The organism is Achromobacter sp. UBA5777, assembly GCF_002418565.1.
In the GTDB taxonomy this organism is placed as follows: Bacteria; Pseudomonadota; Gammaproteobacteria; order Burkholderiales; family Burkholderiaceae_B; genus Achromobacter; species Achromobacter animicus.
Window position 1 is genome coordinate 1 of sequence record NZ_DIEJ01000030.1, and the last position, 20,412, is coordinate 20,412.

Annotated in this window: 17 protein-coding genes and 1 pseudogene; 1 reads left to right on the top strand and 17 read right to left on the bottom strand. The window is 65.0% G+C overall.

The features are described from left to right. The 16 genes and pseudogenes from B3446_RS01690 to B3446_RS01765 all read right to left on the bottom strand — a co-directional run. Window positions 1-237, bottom strand: a pseudogene (locus B3446_RS01690) (hypothetical protein); the annotation flags it as partial. Window positions 238-313: 76 nt separating this feature from the next. Next, window positions 314-1,852, bottom strand: a complete 1,539-nt coding sequence (locus B3446_RS01695) for a PA0069 family radical SAM protein (RefSeq protein WP_291376987.1) — start codon at window positions 1,850-1,852, stop codon at window positions 314-316. Window positions 1,853-2,064: 212 nt separating this feature from the next. Continuing rightward, window positions 2,065-3,363: a sulfate adenylyltransferase subunit 1 gene (locus B3446_RS01700; protein ID WP_286893154.1), complete on the bottom strand. Its 1,299-nt coding sequence runs from the start codon at window positions 3,361-3,363 to the stop codon at window positions 2,065-2,067. A 42-nt stretch (window positions 3,364-3,405) separates the two neighbouring features. Beyond that, complete coding sequence (gene cysD, locus B3446_RS01705; protein ID WP_224776757.1) at window positions 3,406-4,314, bottom strand: sulfate adenylyltransferase subunit CysD; 909 nt, start codon at window positions 4,312-4,314, stop codon at window positions 3,406-3,408. 39 nt (window positions 4,315-4,353) lie between these two features. Beyond that, complete coding sequence (locus B3446_RS01710; protein ID WP_291376991.1) at window positions 4,354-5,097, bottom strand: phosphoadenylyl-sulfate reductase; 744 nt, start codon at window positions 5,095-5,097, stop codon at window positions 4,354-4,356. Beyond that, window positions 5,094-6,158: a sulfate/molybdate ABC transporter ATP-binding protein gene (locus tag B3446_RS01715; RefSeq protein ID WP_105237940.1), complete on the bottom strand. Its 1,065-nt coding sequence runs from the start codon at window positions 6,156-6,158 to the stop codon at window positions 5,094-5,096. The genes B3446_RS01710 and B3446_RS01715 overlap by 4 nt, the downstream gene beginning before the upstream one ends. Before the next feature lie 27 nt (window positions 6,159-6,185). Continuing rightward, entirely contained in the window at window positions 6,186-7,085 is a 900-nt protein-coding gene (gene cysW / locus B3446_RS01720; protein WP_175124719.1) for a sulfate ABC transporter permease subunit CysW, read from the bottom strand. Beyond that, on the bottom strand, window positions 7,082-7,972 hold the full coding sequence (gene cysT, locus B3446_RS01725) for a sulfate ABC transporter permease subunit CysT (protein ID WP_291376994.1): 891 nt from the start codon (window positions 7,970-7,972) through the stop codon (window positions 7,082-7,084). Before cysT ends, cysW begins: the two co-directional genes overlap by 4 nt. Before the next feature lie 24 nt (window positions 7,973-7,996). After that, complete coding sequence (locus B3446_RS01730; protein ID WP_191576631.1) at window positions 7,997-9,025, bottom strand: sulfate ABC transporter substrate-binding protein; 1,029 nt, start codon at window positions 9,023-9,025, stop codon at window positions 7,997-7,999. 213 nt (window positions 9,026-9,238) lie between these two features. Continuing rightward, a complete protein-coding gene (locus B3446_RS01735) occupies window positions 9,239-9,880 on the bottom strand; it encodes a peroxiredoxin (protein ID WP_175124722.1) in 642 nt (213 codons plus the stop codon). Window positions 9,881-10,100: 220 nt separating this feature from the next. Beyond that, on the bottom strand, window positions 10,101-11,801 hold the full coding sequence (aspT, locus tag B3446_RS01740; protein WP_175124723.1) for an aspartate-alanine antiporter: 1,701 nt from the start codon (window positions 11,799-11,801) through the stop codon (window positions 10,101-10,103). Window positions 11,802-11,900: 99 nt separating this feature from the next. Then, complete coding sequence (locus tag B3446_RS01745) at window positions 11,901-13,748, bottom strand: bifunctional aspartate transaminase/aspartate 4-decarboxylase (RefSeq protein ID WP_191576633.1); 1,848 nt, start codon at window positions 13,746-13,748, stop codon at window positions 11,901-11,903. A gap of 107 nt (window positions 13,749-13,855) precedes the next feature. Then, entirely contained in the window at window positions 13,856-15,547 is a 1,692-nt protein-coding gene (gene aspT / locus B3446_RS01750) for an aspartate-alanine antiporter (RefSeq protein ID WP_291376996.1), read from the bottom strand. Window positions 15,548-15,730: 183 nt separating this feature from the next. Then, window positions 15,731-16,660 (bottom strand): electron transfer flavoprotein subunit alpha/FixB family protein, encoded by a 930-nt coding sequence (locus B3446_RS01755; protein ID WP_056567625.1) that lies wholly within the window; start codon window positions 16,658-16,660, stop codon window positions 15,731-15,733. Between the two features lie 2 nt (window positions 16,661-16,662). After that, window positions 16,663-17,412, bottom strand: a complete 750-nt coding sequence (locus tag B3446_RS01760; RefSeq protein ID WP_056322273.1) for an electron transfer flavoprotein subunit beta/FixA family protein — start codon at window positions 17,410-17,412, stop codon at window positions 16,663-16,665. A 72-nt stretch (window positions 17,413-17,484) separates the two neighbouring features. Next, window positions 17,485-18,408: a histone deacetylase family protein gene (locus B3446_RS01765; protein ID WP_175124735.1), complete on the bottom strand. Its 924-nt coding sequence runs from the start codon at window positions 18,406-18,408 to the stop codon at window positions 17,485-17,487. Window positions 18,409-18,418: 10 nt separating this feature from the next. Between B3446_RS01765 and mltB the strand changes: the two genes are divergently transcribed. Continuing rightward, entirely contained in the window at window positions 18,419-19,579 is a 1,161-nt protein-coding gene (mltB, locus tag B3446_RS01770) for a lytic murein transglycosylase B (RefSeq protein WP_291377002.1), read from the top strand. 113 nt (window positions 19,580-19,692) lie between these two features. Here mltB and cysM read toward each other — a convergent pair. Continuing rightward, on the bottom strand, window positions 19,693-20,412 hold a 720-nt coding region (cysM, locus tag B3446_RS01775), incomplete at its 5' end, for a cysteine synthase CysM (protein ID WP_291377004.1).

A 20,412-nucleotide genomic window follows, 5' to 3' on the forward strand; every position in this document is an offset into this window, starting at 1 on the left:
AGCGCCAACCGTCCCAGCGGCGCCCGAGACTTCCTCGGGGGTTGGCGCCGGCGGGAACGGCCAGCGGGCGGGCATGCGGGTCGCCCGTGCGGGCTGGTCCGACATCGTGCCGGTCCAGGGCATGGCCATGCCGGTCAGCCGGGCGCAGAAGGTGCGCGCGCGGTTGGCGCCGCGGCGCAGCGGATTCAGGGAAACGACAAGCTCATCCGGCAGGACGGAAAAATCAGCGGTGTTCATGGGAACTCCTTGGATAAACGTTCCAGCGCCGAGGCAAATCGCCCTGGCATGCACCCGAGGCAACAGCAGCCTGCGGTCAATCGAACAAAGACAATTGGCCGGCCGCCATGGCGCGCAACTGGCGCGGACCGCGCCCGTATGCGCCGCTGACCGCGGGCAAACCACCAGGAAAAGGGACCCCTGAAGACGCTTTCGCGCCAACCGGGGATTGAAAATCGGTAGCGGCATCAGCGGAGCCGGCCACGTTGCCGGCGCCAGCCGCGCCGGCTTCGCCAGCAACGCCGGTTGATCCCGAAGGCGTTGCGGCTGCGCCGGTTGCAGCACCCGCTGCGTCAACCCCTGCAAGTCCCGACGCCGCGCCATCGAATAGCGACGCTGAGGCACCCGGACCCGCAGGCGGCACGAACCGGCTGCAATCGAGCGAGAGGCGGGTACGGTTGAGCCCCAGCTTGCGCGTGGCGACCGCAAAACGCTGGCGCAGCAGGTCAGCCCAGATGCCCGTGCCGCGCATGCGCGATCCGAAGTTGGGATCGTTGCGGCGGCCGTTGCGCAGGTCTTCGATGCGGTGCAGGACGCGTTGCGCGCGGTCCGGGTAGTGGGCGTTGAGCCAATCCTCGAACAGGGTCTTGACCTCCCAGGGCAGGCGCAAGACCGTGTAGCTGGCGTAATGGGCGCCGGCCGCTTTGGCCTCCTGGAGGATGTGCTCCATGGACTCGTCGTTGATGAAGGGGATGACCGGAGCCACCAGCACGCCCACCGGCACGCCGGCGTCGGTCAGGCTGCGCACCGCTTCCAGGCGGCGCCACGGCGCAGCGGCGCGCGGTTCCAGCGTACGGGCCATGCCGGCATCCAGCGTGGTGATGCTGATGTAGACCACCACGAGATTCTGCTGCGCCAGGGCAGCCAGGAGGTCGAGGTCGCGGGCGACCAGCGCGTTCTTGGTGACGATGGTGACCGGGTGGCGGGTTTCAAGCGCCAGTTCGAGCATGCCGCGCGTCAGGCGCCAGTCGCGCTCGATGGGCTGGTAGGCGTCGGTGGCCGAGCCGATATTGATGGGCGACGGCTTGTAGCCGGGACGGGCCAATTCGGCGCGCAGGGCCTCGACCGCATTGGCCTTGGCGACCAGCCGCGTTTCGAAGTCCAGCCCGGGTGAATAACCCAGGTAGGAATGCGTGGGCCGGGCATAGCAATACACGCAACCGTGCTCGCAACCGCGGTACGGATTGGCCGCCACTTCAAAGGGAATGTCAGGGGAATCGTTGCGCGACAGGATCTTGCGCGCCTCTTCTGCAGTGACCGTAGTTTTAGGGGCGGCCGGCGCGGAGCGCGTGTCGGGCAGGATGGGGATGACGGTGGCGCGGGCAGCAGCGCCTGCAGTCTGTTCAACCGCAACGGCTTGACCGGCAGACGATGAAATATCGGGAAAGGAATCGGGGACAGAATCGACGAAGTCGGTAGGCAGACCGGAAGCGGACCAGCCGTCGTCGACCTGCACGCGGTCATCGCGCTGAAAGCGATGCCGAACATTAGTAACCGCACCCCGACCGCGCAAGGCGGCGGGGGCGGCAGCCGGGGACCCAGAACCGGCGGGAAAAGAATGATCGGTGCGTGCCATAAAAACTACTGTACAAAAACACAGTGGTTTTGACAAGCACCAAAAGCCTTTTCGTAAGACAGCCCAACTTTACCGCAAGAAGAAGACATCGTCTGAACAATTCGATTTCATCTTGCGATATGGCCCGGAAACCCGCGCCAGCATTGGGTTTGGACGAAAAACAACACAAAAAAACGGGCCACGCGAGCCCGCCCTTCAACCGGAATTGCGGTTTACCGCAACATACCCGCCGCAGCCGTCTGATGTGTGGCTTCATCGATCAGAATGAACGCGCCAGTCGCTGCCACATCGTCATAACGATCAACCGCCAGCGACTCGCGCGTCGTCAACGTCACGCGTCCGATGTCGTTCATGCGCAAGGTGCCTTCTGTGTTCTCGACCTCCTGCAGTTCATGGATGTCCCGATGCGACAACACCGCGCGCACCTTCGCCGACGTCAGCCGCGTGCCCGACTTCAGCAGGTACTTGCGCGCGGGATTCAACGCCTGCGCATCCAGCCAGCACAACTCGGCTTCGAACTCGCGCGAGACCTGCGCCGGCGCGGCGGTGTGCACGATTACGTCGCCGCGCGACACGTCAACGTCGCGGTCCAGCACCAGCGTGATCGAATCGCCAGCCACCGCTTCATCCAGCGCACGATCAAACGCACGCACTTCCTGCACCACCGCCGTCACGCCCGACGGCTGCACCGTCACTTCGTCGCCGGGGCGCAGCACGCCGCTGGCAACGCGGCCGGCGTAGCCGCGGAAATCATCCGCGCGATCGCCGCCATGACGCGCCACCCATTGCACCGGAAAGCGCAGCGGCAAGGTGCGGCCGTCGCCCGACAGGTCCAGCGACTCCAGCAGCGCGAGCAGCGGTTGCCCTTCGTACCACGGCGTCTTGGCGGACAACGTGACGACGTTGTCGCCGCTCAGCGCCGACAGCGGCAGCGCGTCGAAGTGCGGGATGCCCAATTTGACCGCCAGGTCCGCATAGGCATCGCGGATGCGTTCGAACACCGCGCGGTCCCAGTCCACCAGGTCCATCTTGTTGACCGCCACGACGATGTGGCGGATGCCTAAGAGGCGCGCGATGGTGCTGTGCCGCTTGGTCTGCGGCAGCAGCTTGCCGTCGGCGGCGCGGGTCGCGTCGATCAGGATCACGGCGACGTCCGCGGTCGACGCGCCGGTCACCATGTTGCGTGTGTACTGCTCGTGGCCCGGCGCGTCGGCGATGATGAACTTGCGCGTGGGCGTCGAAAAGTAGCGGTAGGCGACGTCGATGGTGATGCCCTGCTCCCGCTCGGCTTCCAGGCCGTCGGTCAGCAGCGAAAAATCGATGCCGTCGCCCGCCACCCGCTTGTGCTTGGCGCGCGAGATTGCGTCGAGCTGGTCGGCGAAGACGCCCTTGCTGTCGTACAGCAGGCGGCCGATCAGCGTGGATTTGCCGTCATCGACGGAGCCCGCCGTGATCAGCCGCAGCACGCCGGTGTCGGCGCCGGAAAGAAAGGAATCGTTCAGTGCATTCATGTGGTTCCCCAGGCGCCGGCTTGCGCCGACGCGTCATCTCATTCAGAAATAGCCTTCCTTCTTGCGGCGCTCCATCGAGGCCTCGGAAGTCTGGTCGTCCATGCGCGTGGCGCCGCGCTCGGTGATGTCCGTCACGGCGGTCTCGGCGATGATGGCCATGGTGTCGGCGGCGTCCGAGGCGACCGGGCACGTGCACGAGATGTCGCCCACCGTGCGGAACCGGACGGACAGGCGTTCGACCTGTTCGCCGTCGGCCGGCGGCGTCAGGCGGGTGACGGGCACCAGCAGGCCCTTGCGGCGAACCACCTCGCGCTCGTGCGCGTAATAGATCGGCGGCAGCGCCAGCTGTTCGCGCTGGATGTACTGCCAGACATCCAGCTCGGTCCAGTTCGAGATCGGAAAGACGCGCATGTTCTCGCCGCGATGCACGCGGGTGTTGAAAAGGCTCCAGAGTTCGGGGCGTTGAGCCTTGGGATCCCACTGCCCGAACTCGTCTCGGAACGAAAAGATGCGTTCCTTGGCGCGCGCCTTTTCCTCATCGCGACGCGCGCCGCCGATGCAGGCGTCGAACCCGAACTCCTCGATGGCTTCCAGCAGCGTCACGGCCTGCGCCGCGTTGCGCGAATCGGTCTCGCGGCGCAGCACGACACTGCCGCGCTTGATCGAGTCCTCAACGCTGCGCACGATCAGGGTTTCGCCCAGCTCGGCCGCGCGGGCATCGCGAAAGGCGATCACCTCGTCGAAGTTGTGGGCGGTGTCGATGTGCATCAGCGGGAACGGAAAGCGTCCCGGCCGAAAGGCCTTTTCGGCCAGGCGCAGCAGCACGACGGAGTCCTTGCCGCCCGAAAAGAGCAGGACGGGCTTTTCGCATTCGGCGGCGACTTCGCGCAGGATGAAGATCGCTTCCGATTCCAGCCAATCCAGGTGGCTGCGTTGGATCACGGCAGACATAGCTATTCCCCTAAAACAATTTTGAATTCATGGCCGCGCTCAATCTGCGCGCGCCGCAATGGTGATGACCCGGTTGCCCGCATGCAGGCCGCATTCCTTCGAGTCGGATGACTCCCACCACCAGCGCCCTGCCCGCAGGTCTTCGCCGGGGCGGATGGCGCGCGTACAGGGTTCGCAACCGATGGACGGGTAGCCCTGGTCGTGCAGCGGGTTGTACGGAATGCCGAGCGCGCGAATGGCGGACCAGATGTCGTCCTCGCTCCACTCGGCCAGCGGGTTGAACTTGTAGAGGCCGAAGGTCGCGTCGTCCTCTTCCAGCAGCAGCTCGCCGCGCGTCGTGGACTGCGCGCGCCGTTGCCCGGTGATCCAGGCGCCGCGGCCGGCCAGGGCGCGTTTCAACGGTTCGACCTTGCGGATCTGGCAACAGGCCTTGCGCAGATCGACGCTTTCGTAGAACGCATAAGCGCCGTGCGCCGCGACGTGTTCGTCGACCGCCGCCTTAACCGGCCGGTACACGGTGACCTCACGGCCATAGCGCTCCCGCACGGCGTCCAACACGCCCAGCGTCTCGGCGTGCAGGCGGCCCGTGTCCAGCGTGAAGACTTCCAGGTCCAGGCCCGAGTCGTAGATGGCGTGGGTCAGCACCATGTCTTCGGCCGCCAGCGACGACGCCAGCGCGGCGTCCGGATAACGGCGCTGGATGTCCGCCAGGCGCTCAGTCAGATCGCGCCAGCGCGCCGCCAGCGCCGGGGTCAGTTCAAGGGAGGTATGGGTCGTCGTCATGGCTGCACCGCAAAGATGCGCGCCCGGCGGGGACGCGCGAGCAGGATTTCGCCGTCCCGCAGATTCAGCTCCTGGTACAGCGACTCGGGCACCTCGGCTTCGATGATCGCGTCCGTGTCCTGGCGCGCCAGTTCCAGATACGCGCTGGGACCGGCCAGATACGCGTGAGACAGCCGCACCGGAATGCCGTCCGCGCCGGCGCGATAACGCTCGACCTCGAACTCATGCGGCCGCACATACGCGGTGGCGCGCTGCGCATCGGCCTGCGCCAGCTCCGGCGCGGGCAGCGACAGGCCCGCGCCTTGAAACACGCCACGCGTGGCGGTGCCCTGGAGCTGGTTCACGTCGCCCAGGAAGCCGTAGACGAACGGCGTGGCCGGACCTTCCCAGACCTCGCGGGGCGTCCCCACCTGTTCAATGCGGCCGGCGTTCATCAGCACAACGCGGTCCGACACTTCCAGCGCCTCCTCCTGGTCGTGCGTGACGAACACGCTGGCCACGTGCAGTTCGTCGTGCAGCCGCCGCAGCCAGCGGCGCAGTTCCTTGCGCACCTTGGCGTCCAGGGCGCCGAAGGGCTCGTCCAGCAACAGCACGCGCGGCTCGACCGCCAGCGCGCGCGCCAGGGCGATGCGCTGACGCTGTCCGCCCGACAACTGCGCGGGATAGCGGTCGGCCAGCCAGTCCAATTGCACCAGGCCCAGCAGGTCGTGCACCTTGCGCTTGATCTGGTCCTCCGACGGGCGCTGTGAACGATGCTTCACGCGCAGGCCGAACGCCACGTTCTCGAACACCGTCATGTGCTTGAACAGCGCGTAGTGCTGGAACACGAATCCCACCTGGCGCTGGCGCACGTCCACCGCCGTGGCGTCCTCGCCGGCGAACAGCACGCTGCCCGAATCGGCCGATTCCAGCCCGGCGATGATGCGCAGCAGCGTCGTCTTGCCGCAGCCCGACGGCCCCAGCAGCGCCACGAGTTCGCCGGTCTCGATGTGCAGCGACACGTCGTTCAGCGCGCGGAACTGTCCGAACCGCTTGGATAGATTGCGTACTTCGATACTCATGCCTGTCTCCTTGTCCGGCCGGTCACGTCAGGCGACCGCCGGCTTGATGGCTACCGCGGCGCCGGGATACTCCACCGGCTGGTCCGCGTTCTGCTGCAGGCGCGCGTTGCGCCACTCGACCACGTTCTTGGCCACCAGCGTCACCAGCGCCAGCAGCGCCAGCAGCGAAGCAACGGCGAACGCGGCGGAATATTGGTATTCGTTGTAGAGAATCTCGACGTGCAGCGTCATCGTGTTGGTCAGTCCGCGGATCTGGCCCGACACCACCGACACCGCGCCGAATTCGCCCATGGCCCGCGCATTGCACAGGATCGCGCCGTACAGCAAGCCCCACTTGATGTTCGGCAGCGTCACCCGCCAGAAGATCTGCCAGCCGCTCGCACCCAGCGTCAGCGCGGCCTGCTCTTCCTCGCTGCCCTGCGCCTGCATCAGCGGGATGAGCTCGCGCGCGACGAACGGAAAGGTCACGAACAACGTCGCCAGGATGATTCCGGGCACCGCGTAGACGATCTTGATGTCGTGCGCCTGCAGCCATTCGCCAAACCAGCCCTGCGAGCCGAACAGCAGCACGAACACCAGGCCCGCCACCACCGGCGACACCGAGAACGGCAGGTCGATCAGCGTGATGAGGAACTGCTTTCCGCGGAACTGGAACTTGGTGATGGCCCACGCGGCGGCAACGCCGAACACCAGGTTCACCGGCAAGGCGATGGCCGCGACCAGCAACGTCAGCCGGATGGCGGCCCAGGCGTCCGGCTCGACGATCGCTTCAAGATAAAGCGCCCATCCCTTGCGGAAGGCCTCGGCAAACACGGCCGCCAGCGGCACCAGCAGAAACAGCGCCAGAAAGCCCAGCGCGATGAACAGCAACACGCCGCGCACCCAGCGCGGCTCGGTCAAATGCGCGGGACGATCCGGTGCGCTCATGACTGCCTCCCCAGGCCGCGGCGCGCCTGCCAGCCCTGCAACAGGTTGATGATGAGGAGCAGCACGAACGACAGCACCAGCATCACGGTCGCGATGGCGGCCGCGCCCGCGTAGTCGAACTGCTCCAGCTTGGAAATGATCAGCAGCGGCGTGATCTCGGACACCATCGGCATGTTGCCGGCGATGAACACCACCGAGCCGTACTCACCTACCGCGCGCGCGAACGCCAGCGCAAAGCCCGTCATCAAGGCCGGCATGATCGTCGGCAGCAGCACACGCCGGAAAGTCTGCCAGCGGTCCGCGCCCAGGCTGGCGGCGGCCTCTTCGATTTCGCGCTCCACGTCTTCGAGCACCGGCTGCACCGTGCGCACGACGAACGGCACCCCGATGAAGATGAGCGCGATGACGATGCCTAGCGGCGTGAACGCCACCTTCAGGCCGAACCATTCGGACAGCGGCCCGCCCAGCCAGCCCTTCTGCGAGTACAGCGCGGTCAGCGCAATGCCCGCCACGGCCGTCGGCAGCGCGAACGGCAGGTCGACCAGCGCATCCAGGATCTTCTTGCCGGGAAAGCGATAGCGCACCAGCACCCAGGCGACGACCGTGCCGAACACCAGGTTCACCAGCGCGGCGATGAACGAGGCGCCGAAGGTCAGCTTGTACGACGCCACCACGCGCGGCGCCGTCACCGCGTCCCAGAAGCCCTCCCATCCGAGCCCCGCACTCTTAATAGGCAAGGCGGCCAGCGGGATCAGCACGAGCACGCTGAGATACAGCACCGCGTAGCCCATGGAAATGCCGAATCCGGGCAGCACGCCCGGGCTGTTGCGCCGAACGGCAAAAGGCGCTTGCGCGCCGATTGCCGCCGGGTTCGAGGCTGAAGTCATGGCCGTCGTCCGAACGTTATGCAGTTATTTCTTCTGCGGCTGGTAGATCTGGTCGAAGGTGCCGCCGTCGCTGAAGTGATCCTTCTGCGCCTTGCGCCAGCCGCCGAAGATCTTGTCGTCGATGGTGACGAGCTTGACCTTGGGGAATTTGGCTTCGTATTTGGCGGCGACCGTCTTGTCCAGCGGCCGGTAGTAGTTCTTGGCGATGATTTCCTGCGCGGCCGGGGTGTACAGGAATTCCAGATAGGCCTGCGCGGCGGCGCGGGTGCCCTTCTTGTCCACGACCTTATCGACGATGGCCACCGGCGGTTCGGCCAGGATGGATAGCGACGGCACCACGATGTCGAACTTGTCCGGACCCAGTTCTTCCAGCGCCAGGAAAGCCTCGTTCTCCCACGCCAGCAGCACGTCGCCCACGCCGCGCTCCACGAACGTCGTGGTGGCGCCGCGCGCGCCGGTGTCCAGCACCGGCACGTGCTTGAGCAGATCGCCGACGAATGCGCGCGCCTTGTCCTCGCTGCCGCCATTCTTCTCCAGCGCATACGCCCAGGCAGCCAGATAGTTCCAGCGAGCGCCGCCCGAGGTCTTGGGATTGGGCGTGATGACTTGCACGCCGTCCTTGAGCAGGTCGTCCCAGTCCTTGATCTGCTTGGGGTTGCCCTTGCGCACCAGGAACACGATGGTGGACGTGTAGGGCGAGCTGTTCTGCGGCAGACGGGCCTGCCAGTTCTCGGGCAAGAGGCCGCGGTCCGCGATGGCGTCGATGTCGTAGGCCAGCGCCAGCGTCACCACGTCGGCTTCCAGCCCGTCGATCACCGAGCGCGCCTGGCGGCCGGAACCGCCGTGCGATTGGCGGATCGTCAGATCGACGTTCGCCTTGTCCTTGTACTGCTTGATGAAGGCGTCATCGATCGCGCGGTAGAGTTCGCGCGTCGGATCGTAAGAGACGTTCAGCAGCGTCTGCTTCTGCTGCGCCTGCGCCGGCGCAATCGCGGCAAATGAAACCGTCACTGCGGCCAAGGCGGCCAACCAACCGGCTTTCCTGAAAGACATCCCTTGCTCCCTGTGATCTGCAATGTGGAGGCAAGTTTGCGTGTTGGCCGATCTGAACGGAACGAATCATTATTTGGTTGCTCATCGCCAAGAGGCATATAGGACAGGCATCCCAACAACGAAAAACCGCCGCGATCCTCTATGAAGATCGCGGCGGTTCGGGCGGCGCGGGACCGCATTCAAGCCGGGGGGCCAACCCCCCATTTTTCGAATTTACTTATTCGGTTGCGGCGTGATGCGCAGGTACGGACGCACGGCCTTGTAGCCCTTCGGGAATTTTTCCTTGATCACCGCTTCGTCCTGCAGGGACGGAACGATGATGACGTCGTCGCCGTCCTCCCAGTTGACCGGCGTGGCCACGCTGTGGCTGTCGGTCAGCTGCAGCGAATCGATGACGCGAAGGATTTCATTGAAGTTGCGGCCCGTGCTGGCGGGATACGTGATGGTCAGGCGGACCTTCTTGTTCGGATCGATGACGAACACCGAACGCACGGTCGCCGTAGCGCTGGCATTCGGATGGATCATGTCGTAAAGCTCGGAAACCTTGCGATCCTTGTCGGCGATGATCGGGAAGTTGACCGTCGTCGATTGCGTGTCGTTGATGTCTTCGATCCACTTGGCGTGCGAATCGGCGCCATCGACCGACAGGGCCAGGACCTTCACGTTGCGCTTGGCAAACTCGTCGGCCAGTTTGGCCGTGTAGCCCAGTTCGGTCGTGCAAACCGGCGTGAAATCGGCCGGATGCGAGAACAGCACACCCCAGCTGTTGCCCAGGTACTCGTGGAAGCGGATCTTGCCAGCCGAGGATTCCTGCTCGAAATCGGGGGCGACGTCGCCCAGGCGTAGTTGACTCATGATGTCTCCTGTACGGGATTCAGTTGTAGGGACCGGCTGACGGTCCGGCATGGACTGCAGCGGGCAATCGCGTTTCGTGGCGGAGGTTGCCGTGTGACGTTACCGCGTGTGAAACGATTCTTCCATCAAACCTTTAGGCGAGGAAATACGCAAGTCATATAACCTTATGCAATATTCGCAGCCGTCTTATCGGGTGACGCCGGCACGCCCGGCGCCCGCCTCAACTCAAGTGATACGCCAGGGACACGATGATCGGTCCCAGCACCGGCAGCAGCACATTGGCAATGGCGTACGTCACCGTGTAGCCCAGCAGCGGCACCGAGCTGCCGCTGGCGGTCAGGATGGCGCTGATGGCCGGGGTGCTGACGTGCTGCCCCGCTATGGCGCCCACCAGCAGCGGCCCCTCGATCTTCAGCAACTTGTGCCCCACCCACAGCGACAGGCACGCGGGTCCCAGCGACACAAGCAGGCCGATCAGCGGCAGCACCGCCCCATGCTCGCGGATCAGCGATAGCGCATCCGGCCCGGCGGACAAGCCCACGCAGGCCACGAAGATCGCCAGACCCAGGTCCTTGAGCAGTTGCACCGCATGGGCCGGCATGTGCCCGATCGACGGCCGCTTGGCGTTGATCCAGCCGCACACCAGACCGCTGACCAGCGCGCCGCCCCCGCTGCCCAGCGAGACCGGAATCCCCCACAGTCTTGCCCCCAGGCTGCCGATCATCAGCCCGGCAAGAATGCCGAACGCCAGAAACACCAGGTCCGTCACGCCGCTGCGGCGCAATTCGGAACCCAGCGCAGCGCCCGCCTCGGATAGTTCGGGCTCCGCACCCACCAGGGTGACCAGATCGCCGAACTGCACCACTGTCGCCGGCGTCAGGGGCAGCACGTGGCCGGAGCGCGAGATGGATTGCAGGAACACGCCTCGCGCGCGCCGTGCATTGGGCCGCAAAGCCAGCTCACCCACCGTGTGGCCATTTACGGTCTTCTTGCTGACGATGACCTGCAGCTCGCTCAATTGCAGGTCGTCCGCATGCGCTTCGGGCAACTGGATTTCCGGGCCGATCACCGATCCGGCGCGCAGGGCAAAGCGGCGCAATCCCAGGACGACCACGATGTCGCCGGTCGCAAGCACGTAATCGGGCGTGGCGTCGACGGCCTCGCCGTTGCGCAGGACGCGGCTGATCACGGTGCGCCCGCCCAGCTGCGCCTCCACGTCGCCCACCCGTTTGCCATCGACGTCCTTGACCACGTGGGCGCGCCCCACCAGACGCGGCAACGTCGGCAGGCTGGCCTCGTCGTTGTCGCCAGGCGCCGCACCCAGCTTGGCCTCAAGCGCTTTGGACGCCTCGCGCAGATTGATCCGCAGCAGCGCGGGCGCCACCTGGCTGGTGAAGAACACGATGCTGATGAGGCCCACCAGATAGGTCAGCGTGTAGGCCGTGGCGATGTTGGCTTCCATGCGCTGCACTTCCGCGTCCGGCAGCCCCAGGTGCTTGAGCGCCTCGGCGGCGGTGCCCACCACGGCCGATTCGGTCGCAGCGCCCGCCGCCAGGCCTGCTGCGGTGCCGGCATCCAGCCCGAACAGCGGCACGGCCGCCAGCACGATCGTCAGCACGAGCACCGCCTCGATCAGCGGCAGGACGACATAGCGCAGGCTGGACCGGTTGAGATTTGCGAAGAACTGCGGGCCGCCCGAGTAGCCCATGGCGAAGATGAACAGGGCAAACGCGACCTCCTTGAGGTCGCCGCGCATCTGGCAGCCTGTCTGGCCGATCAGCAGGGCGACGATGAGCGTGCCGCACACGCCGCCTAGCTGTATCGGCCCGACCTTCAGCTTGCCGATCAGGTATCCCAAACCCACCGTGACGAACAGCACCGCGATGGGAACGCTATTGAAAAACCCGACCGAACACGTCATGAGTCCACGCCGCCCTGTTGTTGCCTGCTGTGCAATGGCCTGCGCTGCGAATTACCGCGTTGCAGTTCCCTGCGCCACGGTTGCCCGCCAAACGGCCTCCTACTTCGCGGTCGCCTGCTTGGCCGATCTGGCTGCCGTGTCCGCCTTCTTCACCGCCTTCTTGACGGCCTTCTTGGCGGCAGTCTTGCCCGGCGTCTTGCCCGCCGCTGCGCCCTTCTTGCCGGCACCCTTCTTGCCCGCGGACGCCTTGACGGTCTGGCCCTTGCCGGCGGTCGGACCCGAACGCACCAGTTCGCCTGCCTTCCAGGCCTCGACGTACTCAGTCGCGGCTTCGACCATGTACTTGCCGATCTTGGCGTAGTCCGCGTCGTCCAGATTGGCCAGCGACACGCGGATGGACCAGGGCGGACCGCCGAACCCCCCCCCATCCATCAGCACCACGCCGGATTTCTCCGCCAGACGGAACAGGAAATCCACCGGCTCGTAGTTGCTGGTCATGTATTTGCAGAACGCGTCGCCATACGTGATCTTGGCCCACACCATGAAGTCCAGCTCCACGTAGTACCAGCCGCGCATCGGATCCTCGGGCGGCAGGGGAATGCCCAACCCACGCCATAGGGCATCGCGCCGGCCCCGCACGATTTCCATCGTCAGATGCTTGTAGGAATCTTTCAGGTCCAGCAAGTGCGACAACGCGAAGAAGCCCATCTGAACCTGCTGCGGCAGGGACAGCCCCGCCGTGTGGTTCAACGCCACATTGCGGCTGTCGGCGACCATGCGGTCGATGAACTTCAGTTTCTCCGGCTCCATCGTCATGGCGCCGTAGCGCTTGTTCAGCCGCTTTTTCCACGACGCGGGCAGCTCGGCGATGCGCCGGTCCATCGTATTGTTCTCGTGCGTGGCGATGACGCCGAGCCGCCAACCCGTGCAACCGAAGTTCTTCGAGAACGAATAGACGCAGATCGTGTTCTGCGGCACTTCAGCCATCAGCGAACGGAAGTTCGGCACGAAGGTTCCATACACGTCGTCCGTCACCAGCACCAGATCGGGATTCTTCCGGATGAGGCGCACGATCTGCTTCATTTCGACGGGACTGAACGCCACCGACGGCGGATTGCTTGGGTTCACCGTCACCGCCAGCTTGATCTTGGGATCTTCCAGCTTGGCGATTTCCGAGGCCGGATAGTGCCAATCGTGCGTGCCATCGGCGCGCAAGCTGTCGGCGTTGATGCCGACGATCTTGAACTGGAAACGCTCCAGATGCGCGATCTCGATATACGGCGTGAAGGTCGGCAGGAACAGCGCGATCGTGTCGCCCTGCTTGAGCAGGCCGTTCTGCATCAGCGAATCGAAGATGTAGCACATCGCCGCCGTGCCCCCCTCGACCGGGAACAGATCGAACTTGCCCTTGGGCGGACGGCCATCGCACATTTCCTTGATCAGGTAGTCATGCACGATCTGCTCAAGGTGCACCAGCGCGCGCGGCGGGACGGGATAGTTGTCGCCGATGATGCTGTCGGTCAGCTCGTGGATCCATTCGTCAGGATCGAACCCCTTTACCTTCACGCCGTACTCCAGCACGCCGGCAAGGAAGTCGTAGCCCTCTTCGCCCTTGTGCTTGGACAGGAATTTCCGCAGCCGGTCGGCGCAGCCCTTCTTGGGCGGCATGCCCGCCAGAATGACGTCGTCGCGCACCCGGCGCGCCTCCTTCATTGCAAACCGGCCCAGCAGGAAGAAGGCATCGCGCGGTTCCGTGGCAATCCAGTTCGGATTGCCACGGCCCGCGTTCAGCATGGTCAGCGCGGACGTCTGCTGATTATCCTTGGCCAGGGTGATCAGGTAGTCCTTCAGTTCGAACGGCGAAAGCTGCTCAAGGTCGCGCTGACGCGAACGCGTGGTCTTCAGGGCCGAGGCCAGGCTGACGGTGACGGGCGCAGTGGAAGCCATGTGTGTACTCCTGATGTGCGTGTTGACGGGCGCCGTGAATGCGGGCGCCGTTACGATTGCCGCGCTTCTCTGTAGCACCCGCAAGCCGAAGCTTGCGGGCAGTCCTGCTAAGCCATGAGCATGACGATGACAATGCCCCAGATGATGAGCAGGGTATTGCCGATGGCGTAGGGCACCGTGTAGCCAAGCGCCGGGACCTGGCTCTTTGCCGTCTCGGTGATCTGGCCGATCGCCGCGGTGGTGGTCCGCGCCCCCGCGCACACGCCCAGCGAGATGGCGGGATGGAACTTGAAGACGTAGCGGGCAATGAGCACGCCCAGGATCATCGGGACGCTGGTGGCGATGACGCCCGCAATGAAGAGTTTTGCGCCCAACTGCTGGAAGCCCTGCACGAAGCCCGGTCCGGACACGATGCCCACCACCGCGACGAATGCGGTCAGGCCCACCGATGTCAGGAACCAGTGAACCGGCTCCGGGACGCGCCCGAAGGTCGGATGCACGGACCGCAGATATCCAAAGATCAGCCCGGAGATCAGCGCGCCGCCGGACGTCGACAGCGTGATCGGAATGCCGCCCACCGTCAGCACCAGCGTGCCGAACAGACCGCCCAGCAGGATGCCGAAGCCCACAAACACCATGTCGGTCTGGTTGGTGGCGCGGTCCACATAGCCCAGCTTGCTGACCGCCCGTTCGACGTCGCGTGTGGCGCCCAGGATGAAGAGGCGGTCGCCGCGGTCCAGTTTCAGGCCCCAGTTGACCGGCATCTCATGGCCACCGCGCACAACCTTGCGCAGGAACACGCCGCGGCCCAGTTGGCGCACGGTCTCGTTCTCGGCCAGCTCCTTGAGCGTCTTGCCGGCCACGTTCTTGTTGGTCAGCACGACCTCGACGATCTCCGCCGGCAGGTTGATGACGTCGCGGTCCTCGACCTCGGTGCCGATAAGGCCCGAGGCCTGCAGCACCAGCGCGTCATGGCGGCCCGTCACGCCCAGCACGTCGCCGGCCTGCAACGCGGTGCTGGAGTCGGCATCGATGATCTGGTCGCCGCGGCGGATACGCTCGACAAAGACACGGGCATCCACGAACTTCGCTTCCAGTTCACCCACCGTCTTGCCGACATATTCCGTATGGTCCAGCCGGTAGGCTCGCGCGGTGAACTTGCGGTAGCCCGACAGCTCCATCGAATCGGCCCCGCCGGACATCTTGGCCTCGTAGTCCTTGCATTCCTTCACGATGTCCACGCGCATCAGCTTGGGACCGAGGGACGCCAGCAGCCAGGCGCTGCCAACCGTGCCGAAGATGTAGCAGACCGCGTACGCGACGGGAATGTTGTCGATCCACTGCTTCTTGGTCGCCGCGTCAATGGACAGGCCGTTGATCGTGTCGGTCGCCACGCCCATGACCGCCGATATCGTCTGCGCGCCGGACAGCAGCCCCGCGCCGGTCCCGGCATCAAAGCCGAATCCGATGGCGGTCACCCAGGTAACCAGCAGGCAGAGCACGCAGATGATGACGGCAAATATGACCTGGGGCAGGCCATCGCTTTTCATGCCGCGGAAGAATTGCGGTCCGACGCCGTAGCCAAGACCAAAAAGAAAAAGCAGGAAGAACACCTGCTTGAGAATGGGAGCAATCGAAATGTTGAGCTGGCCGACCAGCACGCCCACCAATAATGTCCCGGTCACTGCGCCCAGATTGAATCCGAAGATTTTCTTGGACCCGATCCAATAACCCAGGCCCAGGGTCAAGAAAATCGCCAGCTCTGGGAACTTACGTAGCGTGTCAAAGAACCATTCCATCACGAATCTCCTTCGTTCTGTACAGGTCAAGCACAATCGCAAACAGTGAGTAGCGCGCGAAGTACGTTATCAGAGTCTTTGCGAAAATAAAACAATTTCGATTATCTTGGGCACGTAGATTGCGCGGCACAAAAAAAAACCGCGGGCGCCTGGCCCGCGGTTTTTGTCTGCAACGGCTGTGGCTTACAGCGCGTTCGTCAGCTCGGGAACGACCGTGAACAGGTCGCCCACCAGACCATAATCGGCGACGCCAAAAATCGGCGCCTCGGCGTCCTTGTTGATCGCGACGATGACCTTCGAATCCTTCATGCCGGCCAGATGCTGGATGGCGCCCGAGATACCGACGGCCACGTACAGCTGCGGCGCGACGATCTTGCCGGTCTGGCCAACCTGCCAGTCGTTCGGCGCGTAGCCGGCGTCGACCGCGGCGCGCGAAGCGCCCAGTGCGGCGCCCAGCTTGTCGGCCAGCGGATCCAGGATCTTGAAGTTTTCGGCGCTGCCCAGACCACGGCCGCCCGATACGACGACACGCGCGCCGGCCAGTTCGGGACGATCGCTCTTGGCGACTTCGCGGCCCACGAACGTGGACAGGCCTGAATCCGCCACGGCAGCGGCGTCTTCGACCGAAGCCGAACCGCCTTGAGCGGCAACGGCGTCAAAGCCGGTCGTGCGCACGGTGATGACCTTGACGGCGTCGGCCGATTGCACGGTGGCAATGGCGTTGCCGGCGTAGATCGGGCGCTGGAACGTGTCGGCGGATTCGACACCGATGATGTCGGAGATCTGGGCCACGTCCAGCTTGGCTGCAACGCGCGGCGCCACGTTCTTGCCCGACGCGGTGGCCGGGAACAGGATGTGGCTGTAGTTCGAGGCCACGGCCAGCACCTGCGCCGCGACGTTTTCGGCCAGGCCGTCCGCCAGATGCGGCGCATCGGCCAGCAGCACCTTTGCCACACCAGCGGCTTGGGCAGCCTGGTCCGCCACGGCGCGCGCGTTGGCGCCGGCGACCAGCACGTGCACGTCGCCTCCGATCTTGGCGGCGGCGGCGATGGCGTTCAGGGTTGCGCCCTTGAGTTGGGCGTTATCGTGTTCGGCAATAACCAGCGTCGTCATGATCAGACCACCTTCGCTTCGTTCTTGAGTTTGTCCACCAGCGCCGCGACGTCGGCAACCTTGATGCCGGCCTTGCGGGCGGGCGGCTCGCTGACCTTCAGCGTCTTCAGGCGGGGCGCGGGATCCACGCCCAGGTCTTGCGGCGTGACGGTGTCCAACTGCTTTTTCTTGGCCTTCATGATGTTCGGCAGCGTGACGTAGCGCGGTTCGTTCAGGCGCAGGTCGGTGGTCACGATGGCGGGCAGCTTGAGCGACAGGGTTTCCAGACCGCCGTCGACTTCGCGCGTGACGGTGACCTTGCCGTCGGCCAGTTCGACCTTGCTGGCGAACGTGGCTTGCGGCCAATCCAGCAGCGCGGCGAGCATCTGGCCGGTCTGGTTGGCGTCGTCGTCAATGGCCTGCTTGCCCAGGATCACGAGCTGGGGCTGTTCCTTGTCGACCAGCGCCTTGAGCAGCTTGGCGACGGCCAGCGGTTGCAGTTCGGCATCGGTCTGGACCAGCACGCCGCGATCGGCGCCGATGGCCATGGCGGTGCGCAGTGTCTCCTGGCATTGCGCAACGCCGCAAGAAACCGCCACGACTTCAGCGACCGCGCCCTTTTCCTTCAGGCGGGTGGCTTCTTCGACGGCGATTTCGTCAAAGGGGTTCATGGACATCTTCACGTTGGCGATATCCACGCCGGTCTGATCAGACTTGACGCGCACCTTGACGTTGTAGTCAACGACGCGCTTGACAGGTACCAACACCTTCATCCCGCTGCCTCCAATTGGAAAATAATGACCCGGCTTTGCGCCGGGATCGCATTGCACAATTTTTTCCTGATTCTACAGCTTCGCCAGCGCCCGTATGTGCGCGACCACGCTGCGGCCCAGGGCCGACAAGTTGTAACCGCCCTCGAGCGTGCTCACGATCCGGCCCTGACAGTGGCGGTCAGCCACGTCGACCAGCTGCTCGGTGATCCAGGCATAGTCCGCCTCGACCAGCCCCATCTGCCCCATGTCGTCCTCGCGGTGGGCGTCAAAGCCCGCCGACACGAGGATCAATTCGGGGCGGTGCGCTTCCAGCCGCGGCAGCCACGTGTCCGTGACAATAGTCCGCACCGCGGCGCCCGCCGTGTAGGCGGGCACGGGCACATTCAGCATGTTGGCGGCCGGGTGATTCGCGCCGCTGTTGGGGAAGAACGGATGCTGGAAAAAGCTGCACATCAGCACCCGATCATCGCCGGCGAAGACGTCTTCCGTGCCGTTGCCATGGTGAACGTCAAAATCGACGATCGCCACGCGCGTCAGGCCGTGGAAGTCCATGGCATGCTGCGCCGCAATGGCGACGTTATTGAAAAAGCAGAATCCCATGGCCTGCGAACGGCAGGCATGATGCCCCGGCGGACGCACCGCGCAGAAGGCCGTTCGCGCCTCGCCGCCCAGCACCGCGTCGACCGCGGCCACCCCGGCGCCCGCGGCATGCAGCGCGGCTTCGTAGGTGTGCGGGTTCATGAGGGTGTCGGGATCGATAGGGTAATACCCTTGGTCCGGCGTATGTTTCTGCAAACTGTCCAGGTACTGGACAGTGTGGACGCGCAAGAGGTCATTGCGGGACGCCTGCGGCGCCTGCCGGTCATCCAGATAAGGCATCAATCCGCTTGCGAGCAACTGATCGGAGATGGCGTCCAGCCTCTGGGGGCTTTCCGGATGCCAGCTTCCCATTTCATGCAAGCGGCATGCCGGGTGGGTAAGATACATGGTCTCCATAAGGAAGATTATGTTCATCTGTCGGCGAATACTGCAACTCGGCGCGCTTTCCGCCCTGCTGGCGGGGTGCTCCACCACCACTCCCACCGCAGCACCCTCCACGTCCCTCGCTCCCCAAACGGCCCAGGCTCCAGGGACAACCCCCATCCGCATCGGGCCCAGCACGCCGACGCTCGGCCCCGAACTGGCGGACGACGCACCCGCCACGCTGACACCGTCGGGCGCGCTGCGTCCCGAGGTCCGCACCTTCGTCGAGAACCTGGCGGCCGAACGGCAACTGCCGCTGGCGCCGATGGTGTCCGCCTTGGAAAGCTCGCGCTACAACGCGACGGTCGCGCGGCTGATTGCGCCCTCCCCGCCGGGCAAAAAAGTCTGGCGCAGTTGGCTGACCTACCGGTCGCGCTTCGTCGAGCCCAAGCGCATCGCCTGGGGCGTCGAGTTCTACAACGAAAACCGCGACCTTCTGAATCAGGCCGCGCAACGGTTCGGCGTGCCCGCGCCCATCATTGCCTCCATCATCGGCGTCGAAACGCTCTATGGCCGCAACATGGGCAACTTCCGCGTCCTGGACGCGCTGGCCACTCTGGCCTTTGACTACCCCGATCCCGCCAAGCCCGAGCGCGCCACCATGTTCCGCACCCAGTTGGCGGATTTCCTGACGCTGGTCATGAACGACAAGCTCGAGCTGGAGACGCAGGGTTCCTATGCCGGCGCCATCGGCATGCCGCAATTCATGCCGACCAGCGTGATGCACTACGCCGTGGACGGCGACGGCAACGGCCATATCGACCTGACCAACAACACGCAGGACGCGATCATGTCCGTGGGCAGCTTCCTGGCGCAGCACGGTTGGCAGCGCGGCCTGCCGGTGTTCGCACCCGTGGTGCTGCCCGCCGATCCCACCGCGCTGGTGGACGGCGGCCTGGAGCCCAAGCAAAGCTGGACCACGCTGTCGGCGGCCGGCTCGCAGCTCAAGCCCGGCGCGACCAGCGATGGCTGGAGCAGCCAGCCGCTAGGCGTGGTGGATCTGGTCGAAGAAATGCGGGGTACGGCACAGTATCGGGTGGGCACGCCCAACTTCTTTGCGCTGACCAAGTACAACCGCAGTTACTTCTATGCGACGTCGGTGGCGGATCTGGCGACGGAGATCGAGGCCCGCGTCGCGCGGTGAGCGCCCTCGCGCGGACACTCCCGCGCCGAAAATTAAACGCCCTGGCAGGTTCAACCGCCAGGGCGTTTTTCATTTGGGTGTCCTGCCGGCCGGAGCTGCCGGGGCCCCGCGCGTCAGTTGAACACGCCCGTCGACAGATAGCGATCGCCGCGGTCGCACACGATGAACACGATGGTCGCATCGTTTACGCGTTCGGCAACCCGCAGCGCCGCGACCAGCGCGCCAGCCGACGAGATCCCGCCGAAAATGCCTTCCTCGGCAGCCAGCCGCCGCGCCATCACTTCGGCTTCGGACTGCTGGATGGACTCATAGGCGTCCACGCGGCTGCGGTCGAAGATCTTGGGCAGGTAGGCCTCGGGCCACTTGCGGATGCCCGGAATCTGCGACCCTTCGGCCGGCTGCGCGCCCACCACCTGCACGGCGGGATTGCGCGACTTCAGGTAGGTGGACACGCCCATGATCGTGCCCGTGGTGCCCATCGCGCTGACGAAGTGGGTGATGCGTCCTTCCGTCTGATTCCAGAGTTCCGGGCCCGTGGTTTCGATGTGCGCGCGCGGATTGTCGGGGTTGGCGAACTGGTCCAGCACCACGCCACGGCCATCGGCCTGCATCTCGGTGGCCAGGTCGCGGGCGTACTCCATGCCGCCCTTGTCGGCCGGCGTCAGGATCAGGTCAGCGCCATAGGCCGCCATGGCTGCGCGCCGCTCGACGGACAGATTGTCCGGCATGATCAGGATCATGCGGTAACCCTTCATGGCGGCCGCCATGGCCAGCGCAATGCCGGTGTTGCCGCTGGTGGCCTCGATGAGGGTGTCGCCGGGCTTGATGTCGCC